This window comes from Kosakonia sp. MH5, from assembly GCF_009935945.1.
GTDB classification, from domain to species: Bacteria; Pseudomonadota; Gammaproteobacteria; order Enterobacterales; family Enterobacteriaceae; genus Kosakonia; species Kosakonia radicincitans.
In genome coordinates this window covers 412,646-428,401 of sequence record NZ_QODH01000003.1, presented here as the reverse complement: position 1 = coordinate 428,401, position 15,756 = coordinate 412,646, and the positions used below count along the sequence as shown (strand labels likewise).

Annotated in this window: 12 protein-coding genes; 4 read left to right on the top strand and 8 right to left on the bottom strand. The window is 52.6% G+C overall.

The window, feature by feature from the left end; translation table 11 throughout:
- Positions 1-7: 7 nt before the first annotated feature.
- The gene (gene kduI, locus DK872_RS11825) at positions 8-844 is read right to left on the bottom strand and encodes a 5-dehydro-4-deoxy-D-glucuronate isomerase (protein WP_090397864.1); all 837 of its coding nucleotides are present in this window, start codon (positions 842-844) and stop codon (positions 8-10) included.
- A 498-nt stretch (positions 845-1,342) separates the two neighbouring features.
- On the opposite strand from kduI, the gene DK872_RS11820 reads away from it, so the two are divergent.
- Complete coding sequence (locus tag DK872_RS11820; RefSeq protein ID WP_007370327.1) at positions 1,343-2,518, top strand: oligogalacturonate lyase family protein; 1,176 nt, start codon at positions 1,343-1,345, stop codon at positions 2,516-2,518.
- A gap of 358 nt (positions 2,519-2,876) precedes the next feature.
- On the opposite strand, the gene DK872_RS11815 is transcribed toward DK872_RS11820, so the two are convergent.
- From DK872_RS11815 to DK872_RS11795, 5 genes are all read right to left on the bottom strand, one after another.
- Positions 2,877-3,557, bottom strand: coding sequence for a porin (locus DK872_RS11815; protein WP_007370326.1), 681 nt, complete (start codon positions 3,555-3,557; stop codon positions 2,877-2,879).
- A gap of 475 nt (positions 3,558-4,032) precedes the next feature.
- A complete protein-coding gene (locus DK872_RS11810) occupies positions 4,033-5,214 on the bottom strand; it encodes an acetyl-CoA C-acetyltransferase (RefSeq protein WP_007370325.1) in 1,182 nt (393 codons plus the stop codon).
- 154 nt (positions 5,215-5,368) lie between these two features.
- On the bottom strand, positions 5,369-6,181 hold the full coding sequence (locus tag DK872_RS11805) for a MetQ/NlpA family ABC transporter substrate-binding protein (RefSeq protein WP_007370324.1): 813 nt from the start codon (positions 6,179-6,181) through the stop codon (positions 5,369-5,371).
- A gap of 18 nt (positions 6,182-6,199) precedes the next feature.
- The gene (locus DK872_RS11800; protein WP_007370323.1) at positions 6,200-6,868 is read right to left on the bottom strand and encodes a methionine ABC transporter permease; all 669 of its coding nucleotides are present in this window, start codon (positions 6,866-6,868) and stop codon (positions 6,200-6,202) included.
- Entirely contained in the window at positions 6,861-7,883 is a 1,023-nt protein-coding gene (locus DK872_RS11795) for a methionine ABC transporter ATP-binding protein (RefSeq protein WP_007370322.1), read from the bottom strand. The genes DK872_RS11800 and DK872_RS11795 overlap by 8 nt, the downstream gene beginning before the upstream one ends.
- Before the next feature lie 394 nt (positions 7,884-8,277).
- Between DK872_RS11795 and DK872_RS11790 the strand changes: the two genes are divergently transcribed.
- A complete protein-coding gene (locus tag DK872_RS11790; protein ID WP_161518383.1) occupies positions 8,278-9,648 on the top strand; it encodes a cystathionine beta-synthase in 1,371 nt (456 codons plus the stop codon).
- 10 nt (positions 9,649-9,658) lie between these two features.
- Positions 9,659-10,801, top strand: a complete 1,143-nt coding sequence (locus DK872_RS11785) for a PLP-dependent aspartate aminotransferase family protein (protein ID WP_007370319.1) — start codon at positions 9,659-9,661, stop codon at positions 10,799-10,801.
- 30 nt (positions 10,802-10,831) lie between these two features.
- Here the strand turns inward: DK872_RS11785 and DK872_RS11780 are convergent, their stop codons facing one another.
- Both DK872_RS11780 and DK872_RS11775 read right to left on the bottom strand, forming a co-directional pair.
- Positions 10,832-12,151, bottom strand: a complete 1,320-nt coding sequence (locus DK872_RS11780) for a sensor domain-containing diguanylate cyclase (RefSeq protein WP_035887610.1) — start codon at positions 12,149-12,151, stop codon at positions 10,832-10,834.
- Positions 12,152-13,061: 910 nt separating this feature from the next.
- A complete protein-coding gene (locus DK872_RS11775; protein WP_107147117.1) occupies positions 13,062-14,717 on the bottom strand; it encodes an EAL domain-containing protein in 1,656 nt (551 codons plus the stop codon).
- A 561-nt stretch (positions 14,718-15,278) separates the two neighbouring features.
- Between DK872_RS11775 and DK872_RS11770 the strand changes: the two genes are divergently transcribed.
- Positions 15,279-15,671 carry a hypothetical protein gene (locus DK872_RS11770; protein ID WP_035887606.1) on the top strand — a complete coding sequence of 131 codons (393 nt, stop codon included), beginning with the start codon at positions 15,279-15,281 and terminating at the stop codon, positions 15,669-15,671.
- The last annotated feature ends 85 nt before the right edge of the window (positions 15,672-15,756 follow it).

Below are 15,756 nucleotides of genomic sequence, written 5' to 3'. Positions count from 1 at the left end.
CCCGCAATTAGCGCAGATCTTTTACAGCGACGTGATCCATGTCATCAAAGACCTGGTTCTCACCCACCATTCCCCAGATGAAGGTGTACGCACGCGTACCGACACCCGAGTGAATGGACCAGCTTGGAGAAATGACGGCTTGCTCGTTGTGCATCACGATATGACGCGTTTGCTGCGGTTCTCCCATCATGTGGAAAACGCAGGCATCCTCTTCCATGTTGAAGTAGAAATAGACTTCCATGCGGCGTTCATGGGTATGGCACGGCATGGTGTTCCACAAGTTGCCCGGCGCAAGCTCGGTCAGCCCCATGCTTAACTGGCAGGTTTCCAGCACATCCGGCACGAAATATTTATTGATGGTGCGGCGGTTACTGGTGAGCGGATCGCCAAGGGTGACCGGCGCGACATCCGCAGGGGTCACTTTTTTCGTTGGGAAGGTCATGTGCGCCGGCGCGCAGTTGTAGTAGAACCTGGCCGGTTTTGCGCTATCGACGCTGGCGAAAACCACTTCTTTCGCGCCTTTGCCAACGTATAACGCATCGCGGTGACCAATTTCATAGCACTGGCCGTCAACGGTAATGGTACCCGGACCGCCAATGTTGATGACCCCCAGCTCACGGCGTTCGAGGAAATAGGTCACGCCAAGTTGCTTACCCACTTCGCCGCCGACAGAAACGTTTTTCTGTACCGGCTTAATGCCGCCGACAATGATGCGGTCGATGTGGCTGTAGACCATGGTGTATTCGTCATCAACGAACACTTTTTCAACTAAAAACTCATTGCGCAGGCCCTGGGTATCCAGCGTTTTGGCGTGCGCACTGTGGATGCTTTGTCTGACTTCCACAATAACCTCCGACGTAAATTTGATCGAAACGGCGCAAAACGGAACTGGAAACGTCGTTCCGTTTCTTCTTTAGACGCATCTTATCCCGGCTAAAACATGTTTTCAATTATGAATAAAACAACGTTTCAATTTTTCTGCTGATTATTATGAAATCTGTAAGTGCGATCACGATTGTTTGGCGTTGACAGCGCCAGCGGAGGGGTTTCTTTACATCCTGAGCTTGAAATTAATAATATCAAACAATAAGTTAAGCTCATCTTTGAATTCCGGCAGCCGATCAGCACTTTTCCTGTTTAAAATCAAAGTTCGCCTTTACCCGGCTTCTTCTTCTCTCCACATACTGCGTAATAGCTGGAATTTTCTTATAAAGTGCGTCAGCAATCACACATACTGAAACAATGTTTTGATAATTTAACACCCTGTTTTTAAACTTATGAGAATCAGTGGTCATCATTGGGACGCACGCTTTCCCAGCAGACCCGAAAAAGGAGCGAAATAATGGCGAAAGGCATGCGGGTAAAACTCAATTATGCAATCAGCCGCGATCCGGATACCGGCGCGGAAGTCACCCGCTTAACCCCACCGGAAGTGACCTGTCACCGGAATTACTTTTATCAAAAGTGTTTCTTTAATGATGGCAGCCATCTGTTATTCGCCGGTGAATTTGACGGACACTGGAACTACTACCTGCTGGATATCGCCAAAGCCGAAGCCATTCAGTTAACGGAAGGCGCGGGCGACAACACCTTCGGTGGTTTTCTCTCTCCGGATGACAGCGCGCTCTACTATGTGAAAAACGATCGCACCCTGCGCGAAGTGAATTTGCAGACGCTGGCAGAGCGTGAAGTTTATCGCGTGCCGGATGAGTGGGTCGGTTACGGCACCTGGGTTGCCAATAGCGATTGCAGCAAACTGGTGGGGATCGAGATTGCCGCCAGCGACTGGACGCCGCTGAATGACTGGAAACTGTTCCATGATTTCTTCCACAAAGGGCCGCACTGCCGCCTGCTGCGTGTCGATCTGAAAAGCGGCGCAAGCAGCGTAATCCATGAAGAGAAAAACTGGCTCGGACATCCCATTTACCGTCCGTTCGATGACAATACCGTCGCGTTCTGCCATGAAGGCCCACACGATCTGGTGGATGCGCGGATGTGGCTGGTGAATGAAGACGGCAGCAACGTGCGCAAAGTGAAAGATCACGCTGAAGGCGAAAGCTGCACGCACGAATTCTGGGTGCCGAACGGTTCCGCGCTGGTGTATGTCTCGTATCTGAAGGGAGAACAGGGCCGTATGATTTACCGTTTCAACCCGGATACCGGCGTCAATGAAGCTGTAATGCCCATGCCTGCCTGCTCGCATCTGATGAGTAATTTCGACGGCACGCTGCTGGTTGGTGATGGTTCCGGTACGCCGGTAGATGTGAAAGATACCAGCGGTTACACCATCGATAACGATCCTTATTTGTACGTTTTCGACGTGGCGCAAAAAGGCTATTTCCGCGTGGCGCGACACGACACCTCATGGGCGACGTTTGCCAACAGCCGCCAGGTAACCCATCCACATCCGTCGTTCACACCGGACGACAGCGCGATTTTGTTTAGTTCGGATAAAGACGGCAAACCGGCGCTCTATATCGCGAAACTTCCGGAACAACGCACCTTGTTGCAAGCATAGATTTTGAGTAAGTGTTTCTGTAACTGGCCTTGCCCTCCCCGGAGGGCTTTTTTTTACCTCCCTATGCCCTATGCCCGTCATACTTCGCGTTGCAGATGCGTTGGCTTTCCTCGCGAACCCCAGTCACTTACTTCAGTAAGCTCCTGGGGATTCGCTGCGTCGCCGCCTTCCTGCAACGCGAATTATTTAAGGCATACATTCACGAGAACATAAAAAGACCGTCTTGTTGTAGGCCGGATACGCGTTCGCGCCATCCGGCATGCAACGCACCTGCAGCGTGAAGTATGACGGGCATATGACGGGCATAAAAATCCCCGGCCAAAAGCTCCGGGGAATTTATTGAGGGTAATGCAGACAATCAGAAAGAGTACGCGACACCGACGCGGAAACGGGTCTGGCGTTCGTCAGTGGTTTTCACGCCAACGTTGCCGACTTCCACATACGGAGACCAGTTTTTATCCAGTTTATAGGCCACTTTAGCGTTGTATTCGTTGGAATAGGTTTTGTTGTTTTCGCGAATAACATCTTCGGTGCTTTTGGCGTAAACATAGTTCAGCTCAACGCGATAATCGCCCATCGCCCAGCCGAGCCATGCATCGAATTTGTTGACCTTGTTATCAACGGTGCTGGAATCCGGGTTACGTGTGTATTCATAGCGGTAACGGCCGGCAATATAAACGCCGTTATCGAAGCTGTACTGCGCATGAATATAGGGTTTATAGATAGAGTTGGTATCTTTACTTTCGATATTAAAGCCTGGTGTTAACGCAATATTTTTGGTCGCTGCCCAGCGCCAGTTAATGGATTCTTCGTGACCGTTACCGACGATTTCCGTTAGCGGTTTATCCGCATCGTCGCCGCCCGATTTCCATTTCGCTTCCACACCAAAACCAACGCCATTTTCAAAGCGGTGAGAAACCGCAACGCGATCGGCGTTTGAACCGCTATCGATGTATTCATGACGTAAGTCTACAGTGACCGCTTGTGAAGCGAAGGATGCGCCAAGGAGTGAAGCAAGAGCCAGAGATTTTTTAAACATGAGTTACCCCAATAAATTAAAATTATGTTCCATTTTTATGGAATTCTATTTTATTTTTATGAGAACTTTATTTTAGTGATCGCGATCGTAAATATTTGTCTGCGGCGGAACTATGTATAACGGCGTGATGAATATCAATAAATTGCAGTTAAAAGCAGTAACAAACAGGGTCAAGATCACACCATTTTTCTATTAACGGTTATCTTACATAGTTAAATACAAATAAAAAACACAATGCAAAACATAGAGCTACAACCAAAACCGACTAATAATAAGCCAGCTTATCTTGATCATTTCAAATTGTAACGCGGGGGATAATATAGATATAGAGATTTAAATAAATGATTTAATTAAATCGAGCATGTTATTAGCGCGAGAAAGAGAAGTTTTATTTTAATTGAAACAACACTTGCGATGGGTGTCACAAATAATAAAGCCTTCCGGATGGAAGGCTTTATTCGCAATAAGGAAGAGATTAATCGCGTTCAACGGCCAACGCCACGCCCTGCCCGCCGCCGATACAAAGTGTCGCCAGCCCTTTGCGGACATTGCGCTTTTGCATCTCATGCAGCAACGAAACCAGAATTCGGCAACCGGAAGCGCCAATCGGATGGCCCAGCGCAATAGCGCCGCCGTTGACGTTAACGCGCTTCTCATCCCATTCGAGGATTTTCCCCACCGACAGCGCCTGCGCCGCATAAGCTTCGTTGGCTTCGATCAGATCGACATCGTCAAGCTGCCAGCCTGCGCGCTCCAGACAGCGACGCATGGCATAAACCGGCGCGATCCCCATCAACGCCGGATCGACGCCAACGCTGGCAAAGGCGCGAATTCGCGCCAGCACCGGTAAATTCAGTTCGGCCGCTTTGCCTTCGCTCATCATCAGCACGGCAGCAGCGCCATCGTTCAGCGGCGACGCATTTCCGGCAGTGACTGAACCCGTCTGTTCAAAGGCGGGCGTCAGTTTCGCCAGCGCTTCCGCACTGGGATCGGTGCGCGGCTGCTCATCGGTCTCCACCAGCAGCGGTTGCCCGTCCGCGCTCTGCGTCTTCACCGGGACTATTTCATCACGAAAACGGCCAGCATCAATCGCCGCACGCGCTTTATGCTGCGAACTTAACGCCCACTCATCCTGCCGCTCGCGGCTGATGCCATACTCGCGCGCCAGATTCTCGGCGGTAACGCCCATATGATAATCATTGAACGCATCCCACAGGCCATCATGCACCAGGCTGTCAATCAACTGGCTGTTACCCAGTCGCGCCCCGGTGCGGCTGTCGGTCAGAACATGCGGCGCGCGGCTCATGTTTTCCTGACCGCCCGCGATCACCACATCCGCCTCGCCGCACTGAATCGCTTGCGATGCCAGATGCAGCGCCTTTAGCCCGGAACCGCACACGTCGTTGATGGTAATGGCAGAAACGGTGTTCGGCAGGCCGCCTTTGATGGCCGACTGGCGGGCAGGGTTTTGCCCGGCTCCGGCGGTCAGCACCTGGCCTAAAATCACTTCATCAATATCCTGTGGCTGTACGCCGCTGCGTTCCACCAGCGCCTGCACCACCAGGCTACCCAGTTCTACGGCAGAATGGCGCGACAGCGCTCCCTGAAAACAGCCGATCGGCGTACGCACCGCCGCCACAATCACGACATCTTTCATTGCTGGCTCCCGCAGTCACTGAACCTGGCAATAGTAGTGCATTGTTAATGAGTGTTAACGCAGATGTTTAAAATTGGTGAGATTAATCACAAGGAATAAGAGAAGGGGCAGAAGGAAATGGCGCGCGGCCAGGTAAAACCGCGCGCGAAGGGGATCAGTTGTTAACCGGGATCACCGCACCTTTATATTTGGTGCGGATCCAGTCCTGAATCTCTTTGGAGTGCAGCACGTTCACCAGCGCCACGATATCTTTTTTCTTCTCGTCGCCGCGGTGTACGGTAATGATGTTGGCATACGGGTTGTTTTCACCGCTCTCAACGGCGATCGGATCGTGTACCGGATCCAGGCCCGCATCGATGGCGTAGTTGGCGTTGATCACCACCGCATCGCCTTCATTGTTGTTATACATCTGCGGCAGCAGTGCGGCTTCCACGTTCGGCAGGAACTTCAGCTTTTTCGGGTTCTCAACGATATCGTCGATACGCGCCGTCACTTTATCCACGCCCGGTTTCAGCTTGATCACGCCCGCTTTTTCGAAGATGGAGAGAATACGCCCCTCTTCAGAAACGGCATCACGCATGATCACTTTGCCGCCTACCGGCAGGTCTTTCAGCGATTTGTATTTTTTAGAATAGATACCAATCGGCTCGATATGAATCGCGCCAGCGCTGACGAAATCATAAGATTTGTCGCCCGCATGATCTTTGATAACGCTGTTCAGATACGGAATGTGCTGGAAGTAGTTCGCATCAAGTTCGCGGCTGGCCAGCGCGGTGTTCGGCAGAATGTAATCCTGGAACGGTTTGATCTCAAGATCGATGCCCTGCTTCGCCAGAATCGGTTTCGCCTGCTCAAGGATTTCCGCGTGCGGCACGTTGGATGCGCCGACGGTCAGTGTATCCGCCCAGGAGGAGAAGCTCAGAACGCTAAGGGTTGCTGCGGCAATCAGTGTCAGTGTTTTTTTCATGATGGTGGTTTCCAATAATTATCGTTTATCTAACAGAGAAGTGATCACGTCGCCGCAGAACTGAATAATGAAGACGATGATAAGAATCGTCACCGTCGCCACCAGCGTGACGTCGTTGTGGTTGCGCTGGAATCCTTCCAGATAAGCAAGATTACCCAACCCGCCCGCGCCAATAACTCCGGCCATGGCGCTATAACTCACCAGCGCAATCAGCGTCACGGTAATACCGGACACCAGCGCAGGCGATGATTCAGGCAGTAATACCCGGAAGACCAGTGTGCTCAGCCGCGCGCCCATTGAACGCGTCGCCTCGATCACCCCTTTATCCACCTCGCGCAGCGCAATCTCGACTAAGCGCGCGTAAAACGGCGCCGCACCGACAATCAGCGCGGGCAGCGCGGCATTCGCGCCGAGAATGGTCCCGACGATGGTTTTGGTAAAAGGGATCAACAGCACAATCAAAATGATGAACGGGATAGAGCGGAAAACATTCACCACAATCGAAATCACGCTATACAGCGTGCGGTTCTGGAACAGCCCGCCGCGCGCCGTCAGAAACAGCGCCAGTCCCAGCAAAATACCCAGTACGAATGTTGCCGCGCCGGAGAGCGCCGTCATATATAACGTCTCTTGCGTCGCCGCCCAGAGTTGTTCCCATTTCAGATGCGGGAAGAAAGAGTCAGCCATGTGTTACGACCTCGCTTGCAATATCGGTGTTGCGCAAATCCGCAAGGATATTGTCCAGTTGTTCCGGGGTCGCCTTCACGTGCACCCATAATTGTCCAAAAACACCGTGTGCCGTCTGCGACATCTTGCCGTGCAGAATATTGAACGGCAGACCGTAACGCAGCGTCAGTTCGCCAACGATCGGCTGGTGCGTACTGTGGCCGGTAAACGTCAGCTTAATAACCGTGCCGTCGAGATCGCTGTTCAACTCCGGGTTGAACGTCTCTTCTTCTTTATACTGGCTTACCTGGCGCACAAACTGACGGGTAATCGGCTGCTGCGGATGGGTAAAGACGTTCAGCACGTCGCCCTCTTCCACTACTTTGCCGTTCTCCATTACCGCGACCCGATCGCAGATTTTGCGCACCACGTGCATTTCATGGGTGATCAGCACGATGGTCAGTTTGAAACGGCGATTAATATCCAGCAGCAGATCGAGGATCTGATCGGTGGTCTGCGGATCCAGTGCCGAGGTCGCTTCATCGCACAGCAGGACGTCCGGGTTATTCGCCAGCGCGCGCGCAATGCCAACGCGCTGTTTCTGCCCGCCGCTAAGCTGCGACGGATAGGCATTCTCGCGGCCTTTCAGCCCCACCAGCTCGATCAGTTCCGCCACGCGGGCCTGAATTTTCGCTTTTGGCGCACCGGCAATCTGCATTGAAAAGGCGATGTTTTCGCTGACCGTGCGCGACCACAATAAATTGAAGTGCTGGAAGACCATGCTGATCTTCAGACGCGCCTGACGCAGGGCTTCGCCCTTTGCTTGCGCAATGTCCTGACCGTTAATCACCACGCTGCCGCTGGTCGGCTTTTCCAGGCCATTCAGTAAACGGATCAGCGTACTTTTTCCAGCACCGCTGTAGCCAATAATTCCGTAAATTTGCCCCTGCTCAACCGTCAGATTGACGCTATCGACGGCGGTAATCGATGCCTTTCCCTGGTCGAAAATTTTGGAAATATTCCTTAGCACGATCATTCGTTGGTGTTTCCGTTTGGCGGTTTAGCAGTATGGATGTCCAGGTGATAATAATCAGCCGCAGTTATATTTCAAATAACTAAATGTCACTCGCTTATAACCAAAAGCGCTAAAAGCGGCAGAATGCGGAATTTGGCCATAAGGATTTTTTTCGCAATCTATTACCGAAAAACGCATAACTCCGGCAAAGAAGCGGCAAAAAGTGCATGAAATCAGCGCAAAAAGGCGTTTTTTAGCTATTAACACGTCCGGACGACTATACGGCTCTCCTTCCCGATGGCTAAACAGAGCTTTATATTTCCGTTTGTTCTAAACGCCGAATAAAGATTCTTTAAAAGCGAAAAATGACAGACCTATCATCCGTGCATCAGTTTTTTCCACGGGTGAATACACAATGTCTGTCTTCCATTCAGTAACCGAATTGATCGGCCAAACGCCGCTGTTGCAGTTGCATAAACTGGCAAGCGGCCCCTGCGAATTATTTCTCAAACTGGAAAACCAGAACCCCGGTGGTTCGATTAAAGACCGCGTGGCGTTGTCGATGATCAATGAAGCCGAGCGGCTGGGTCTGCTCGCGCCTGGCGGTACGATTATTGAAGCTACGGCTGGCAATACCGGGCTGGGGCTGGCGCTGATCGCCGCGCAAAAAGGCTATTCGCTGATCCTGGTGGTGCCGGACAAAATGAGCCGCGAGAAGATTTTCCACCTGCGCGCGCTGGGTGCAAAAGTGGTGCTGACGCGTTCCGACGTCAACAAAGGCCATCCGGCTTATTACCAGGATTACGCCCGTCGTCTGGCACAAGAAACGCCGGGAGCGTTTTACATCGATCAGTTCAATAACGAAGCCAACCCTCTGGCGCACGCGACCACGACCGCTCCAGAAATTTTTGCCCAGCTCGACGGGCGAATTGACGCCATCGTTGTCGGCGTTGGTTCCGGCGGCACGCTTGGCGGTTTACAGGCCAGGTTCGCGCAACACTCACCGCATACCGAGTTCGTCCTGGCGGATCCGGCAGGATCGATCCTCGCCGATCAGGTTGAAACCGGTCGTTATGGTGAGCCGGGTTCCTGGCTGGTTGAAGGTATCGGTGAGGATTTTATTCCGCCGCTGGCGCAGATCGACGGCGTGCATAAAGCCTTCCGCGTCACTGACCGTGAAGCCTTTGCCACCGCACGCGAATTGCTGCAACAGGAGGGTATTCTGGCGGGATCGTCTACCGGCACCCTGCTCAGCGCCGCACTGCGTTACTGCCAGGCGCAAACCTCGCCAAAACGGGTGGTCACTTTCGCCTGCGATAGCGGCAACAAATACCTGTCGAAAATGTTTAATGACGACTGGATGCGCCAGCAAGGTCTGCTGACCCGCCCGTCGAATGGCGATCTCACGGATTTTATCGCCCTGCGTCACGACGAAGGTGCCACCGTGACCGCCGCGCCGGAAGACAGCCTCGCCGCCGTGCTGGCGCGCATGCGGCTGTATGACATTTCGCAACTGCCGGTGCTGGAAAACGGCCAACTGGTCGGCATCGTCGATGAGTGGGATTTGATAAGCCACGTGCAGGGCGACAGCCAGCGCTTCTCCCTGCCGGTTCGCCAGGCGATGACACGTAACGTAGAAATTCTCGATAAGCATGCGCCGGAAAGCGCACTGCGCAACATTTTCGATCGCGGCCTGGTGGCGGTGATCGCCGATAACGGCCGCTTTGTCGGCCTGATAACCCGTAGCGATGTGCTGACGACCTGGCGCAACCGTCTTGAACAATAAGGAAAACAAAATGAAAAACCTGGCAACGCAAAGCGTCCATAGCGGCGTCTTCAACGACCAACACGGCGCGGTCATGCCGCCGATTTATGCCACCTCCACCTTTGCACAGCCTGCGCCGGGCCAGCACACCGGTTATGAATATTCGCGCAGCGGCAACCCGACGCGCCACGCGCTGGAAACAGCTATCGCCGAACTGGAAGGCGGTACACGCGGTTATGCTTTTGCCTCCGGCCTCGCCAGTATCTCCACGGTGCTGGAACTGCTGGATAAAGACAGCCATCTGGTGGCGATTGATGATGTCTATGGCGGCACGTATCGCCTGATTGAAAACGTGCGCCGCCGCAGCGCCGGGTTGCAGGTAAGCTGGGTGAAGCCGGACGATCTGGCCGGGCTGGAAGCGGCCATTCGCCCGGAGACTAAAATGATCTGGGTGGAAACGCCCACCAACCCGCTGTTGAAGCTGGCGGATCTGGCCGCTATCGCCGCCATCGCCAAACGTCACAACGTGCTGAGCGTGGCGGATAACACCTTCGCATCGCCGGTAATCCATCGCCCGCTGGAGCTGGGTTTCGATATTGTGGTGCACTCCGCCACCAAATACCTGAACGGCCATTCGGATGTGGTTGCCGGTCTGGCGGTCGTCGGTGATAACCCGCAACTGGCGGAAAAACTCGGTTATCTGCAAAACGCCGTCGGCGGCGTGCTCGATCCCTTCAGTAGTTTCCTGACGCTGCGCGGTATCCGCACCCTTTCCCTGCGCGTGGAGCGCCACAGCAGCAACGCGCTGGCGCTTGCACGCTGGCTGGAGCAGCAACCGCAGGTGGAAAAAGTGTGGTTTCCGTGGCTGGAATCCCACCCGCAATATCAACTGGCTCGCACGCAGATGGCGCTGCCGGGCGGCATGATTTCCGTGGTGGTGAAAGGCGACGATGCGCGGGCAAGCGAGATCATCAAAAAATTAACACTGTTTACGCTGGCTGAGAGCCTGGGCGGCGTCGAAAGCCTGGTCAGCCAGCCATTCAGCATGACGCACGCTTCAATCCCGCTGGAACAGCGGCTGGCGAACGGCATTACGCCACAGTTGATTCGCCTGTCGGTGGGTATTGAAGATGAAAAGGATCTGATTGCCGACTGGAAACAGGCGCTGGCCTGAGACGTTAAAAGGGAGCCTGATGGCTCCCTTTTAGCTGCAAGAGGTATCCCGCGCGGAAACGACCTGGTTGCGTCCCTGTCTTTTCGCCGCATAGAGCGCGGTATCAGCCCGATGGATTAGGCCGCTGGCAATCATATGCAGCGGTTTACCCTCACACTCCGGCTGCCCGGCCTGCAATGTCGCCACACCAATGCTGATGGTAATAAAGCCGATGGGGCTGGCGTCATGCGGCATCTGTAGCGCGCTGACACGACTGCGCACGCCTTCAGCCATCCCCATCGCCTGCGCCAAATCGGTGCCAGGTAAGATAATCAGAAACTCTTCGCCGCCATAGCGGCTGACATTATTGTCGCTGCGCAGTTGCGATGCGGTAAGGGTTTTGGCAACGATGCGCAGGCAGTCATCTCCGGCCTGATGCCCCTGGCTGTCGTTGTAATTTTTGAAGTAATCGATATCCGCCAGGCAAACCGACAGCGGAAAATCCTCCTGCAATGCGCGGGCAATCTCCGCCAGCAGACACTCATCCATGTAGCGACGGTTAAACAAACCGGTCAGATGGTCGAGCTGGGCGTACTGTTGCAGCACTTTATTCGCGCTGGCGAGCTTATGTTCCGCATGACGACGCTCGGTGATATCCACCCAGGTCACCGATAAACCGACGACCGCATCCATCGCATCGCGCACCGGCACCGACTGAATATCGTAGCAGCGATCGCGCCAGCCGAGTTCGCGCGAAGGCAACTCTTCGCCATTGTCAGCAAGGGCAAAATCGGTAAGGAAAAAGGGCCAGTAGTCAGGCATCAACTGCTGAACATGGCTTTCAAAGCCCTGCGGTACAGTGTTCCCCAACAACTTCGCCATCGCTTTGTTGGACATCACCATTCGCCCCTGGCGATCGATCATGCACAGCGCCACCGGCGTGGTTTCATAGATGGTTTCCAGTTGCAGAACCCGCTCGCCAAGGTTGGAGATATTGCGATCGATGCCGCGATAGCCTCGCAGTTCCCCCTGCTCATCAAACAGCGGAACGCCGCTGGTCTCAAGCACCACAATGCTGCCATCAGCACGCTGGTTACGGTTTACCAGGCCGGAGAAGGCCCGTTTTTCCATCACGATCGCGCCAAACGCGCCTGCCACGCGCTCAGCTTCCCCCGGCGGCATAAAATCGAAGGGCGTTTTGCCAATGACCTCTTTCGGCGACACGCCAAGCAGTTCCGTGACCACCTCGGAAGACCAGGTATAACGTCCCTGCGCATCCACTTCCCAAACCCAGTCCGAATTATTGTTCAGCAGCTCGAAGAGGTGCCTTGTATCTTCATCCTGGTGATCGACTTTTTTTTCATTATTCATGATCTTGTTCCGCATGACTCGCGATGCGCTTAACGACTCTTTGGTGAGCGAGATAGCGTTTCTCGCCGATCCCTGCGTCCTGATATTCACCCTGCCAGAATGCGCCCAGGTCGCAAGAGAACCACCATAATATAACTACCTGTAATACATAAACTGCCGACTATGCACAGGAAAGTGAATCATATTCGCACGTATTTGCGTAATGGCGGTCGGCGATCCCCGATCCTGCAGGTCTATTGCGGCCCTACCTGCGCCGCCGTCCAGCAAGAGAAGTCATCATAGCCTCGTTGCGCAACATTGCGTCAGGCTTTTTCGTTATCGCCGCTCCGTATTCGCCGCTGGCAGTATTTATTTATGCAATCACTGTTATTAACGCTGAATAATAGAAAGTAGCTATCGCTATAAATTAATTTTCCCAAAGCTAAATTTACTCGTGGATTTTTCATTTTTTACAGGTAAGATAATTTATCTTTATTTATTCAGCATAGCTGCAAAAGAAATATTTTCGAACGGTATTTCTCTATATATAAGTGAATTAATAAACATCATCTATAAAACAAAAAAATGACGCCCAGCTTGCTGGCGCGCCATCGTTCATCGTTTTTCATACATGCCTGCCCGGCAAGGGATGGCATCGGTTTATTATCGATCAGGGTAATATTTCATTATGAACATCGACACGAGAAAAAATAAAACCACCAGTACCAATCCTGCACGGCAAGCGCATCGTCAAATGTCATGGGGAATGCTATTTTTCTGCTTATTTCTGGTGGCACTGAAATTCTTCAGTTAGACGGCAGGATAATATTATTAAAAAAGGAATAAAATAATCCCCCGGCACTGGACGCGCACCGGGGGTTATTCCGGCCTGATATTCCTTTCAGACCTGGGCCACTGCTACCTTGCGATTTCACTCATAACGCATTTCGGGTTGTAACCGGCTTTGCAACCATCCCGCCAGCGCAGAAGCATTCAGGGCGCGGGAGTAGAGATAGCCCTGGGCAATGTCGCACTGCAAATCACGCAGTTGATTACGCTGCTGCTCGGTTTCCACCCCTTCGGCAACCACGGTCTGATGCAGACTTTGGCCGATTTTCACCACCGTAGTGGCGATGGCTTTCATTTTGCTGCCTTCGCTGAGATCGCGCATAAAGCTCTGGTCGATTTTCAGCTCTGTCATCGGTAAATGCGCCAGACGCGACAGGCAGGAGAAACCGGTGCCAAAATCGTCCATCGACAGCCCGACGCCCAGTTCGCGCACCGCGCAGATCACTTCCATCGTTTCCGGGCGCTTGTCCATCATCACCCCTTCGGTGATCTCGATGGTCAGGCAGCTCGACGGAATGCGGTATTGCCGCAGCAGATAGGAGATGTAATGCGGCAGGCTGCTGTTATAAAAGTTGATCGGCGAAAGATTTACCGATACCACCGGCACATGAATGCCGTTACTGCGCCATTCCGCCATCTGACGGCAAGCTTCATGGAGTGTCCAGCGACCAATGGCTTCAATCTCGCCGGTCTCTTCGGCCAGGGTGATAAATTTTCCAGGGGGAATGTCGCCCAGTACCGGATCGGTCCAGCGCGCCAGCGCTTCTACACCATAAAGCTCACCATTCTTCAGCCATATTTGCGGTTGATAGTGCAAATGCAGCAAATTGCTGGCGATGGCGAGCTTCAACGCCGCCGCCAGTTTTAAACGTTCCTGATCGACCTGATTCATCTCGGTGCTGAAGAACAGGTAACCGCCGGACGCTGCCGCCTTCGCCAGATGCGAAGCGTGGTTGGCATGTTTGAGCAAACCATCGCGCGAAACACCGTGATCCGGGTACAGGCTGATACCGGTGCTGACCGTCACATTCAGCGCCAGATCGGCAACATTAAACGGCATACGGAACAGCGCCTGGATCTTCTGCGCAATGCTGGTGGCGCGGGTGTAATCGCAATCCGGGATCACCAGCACAAACGCATCGCTGTCGGCGTGGCTGACAAATCCCTGGCGGGAGAACTCCGTCATCAGACGTTGCGCGATCGCCACCAGCACGTTATCCCCTGCGGCGTAGCCCAGCGCATCATTGACGTCTTTAAAATGATCGAGATCGAGGAAGAAAAACGCCGCGCGATCGCACACGCTGCTGGCCAGCGTCTGATCAATATACTGGTGCAGCGCGCCACGATTCGGCAGGCCGGTAAGCCGATCAAAGGTCGAGAGCTTCGTGACACGCTCCTGATCGATGTGTACGACAATACGACAGGGAGAACCGATGCTGCCGCTACCTTCATAACTAATGGTCGCAGCCAGTGATGTCTCTTCACCGGTAGCGGAGATCACCGTTAACGCACGCTCACTTTCGGTGCCCGTCGGCATCACATCGAGTGAGCCAAACAACGGAATCGCAGAGGCTTTACATCCCAGCACAGAAATTCGCGGGTAGCCCCATAATTTCTCCGCCGCACGATTAAAGAAAAACACGGTTTCCATACTATCCAGTAGTACGACAGCATCGTGAACATTTTCGAGTGCGGCAAGCATATTATCAGAGCCGAAAATATCATTTTCAGAATGCATAATCTTTTTTTCTTAAAGAAGAGTTCGTCGACATCCTAATTGAAAAAATAACCAGGTTCAATATCAACCAGCCGCAATATTAATAGACAACGACATTTATAGACAAATTCTATATATAAAATGCAATTTATCGTTAAAGAAACAACACAGGTGGCCGACAAATAAAAAGTGATTTAAAAAAGTGAATTATGGATAAATAATGAAGATTGCAACCTTTCGTAATTATCAATTAAAAGACTGACTCTCCGCACAGCGATAACTTTTCCCTCTACGCTGGCTATAATGCCCATGCAGGCTGGGTTTGCTTCACGATGCCGTTATAAATAAAGAAATCATTCATAGACACATTAAATAAGTTCATTACCATTTATCGATAACGTCACTTGACCTTAACTGACCGCCGCCGACAGTATATAAGGAAATTCTCATTTAAAGCGCATGACGGGAATTTTTATTGATGCCGTCTATTTAGCTTTAGCGCCCTGCACAGTCGCACGGTAATAGAGAAGGCGTATTGCTTATTATAGTTCGTATTCAACACATCGGGGTCAGGCAAACACTATGTACGATGATTTAGGTTCTTTGGCTGAAAAACTGAAAATGTCCGGTGTTTCTTTCCAGGAAATGACTGAAGATGGTGAAACAATGCAAGCAGTAACCACAACAGCAGTAGCACCCGGCATCAGCAATGAAGTGCAGGAATCGACGGTTGCCGTCAGCCCGGCAGCAAGCCGTAAGGAAACCAGGAATGCCAGCGCTCCGGCGGACATCCCGGCCAACACCCTCTCCTGGCCGAAAAGCAAACCGGTACCCGTTGCCGCGCCGGAGGCCTTCGCGACACCGGCCGGAGGTATTCTGGACAGCGTTGCGGCCATCAGCCGCCCGGCTGAGGTTGAAATTCGCGAACGCAATCCTGTTCGTCTGGATATGTTATTTACGGTCATTGGCAAATAAATGCCAACAGGTGAAATCGCCGTGTGGCAATAATAAAGCACGATTTATCATGTCCTGCCAGCCAATAATGTCGCTGCATTTCGTG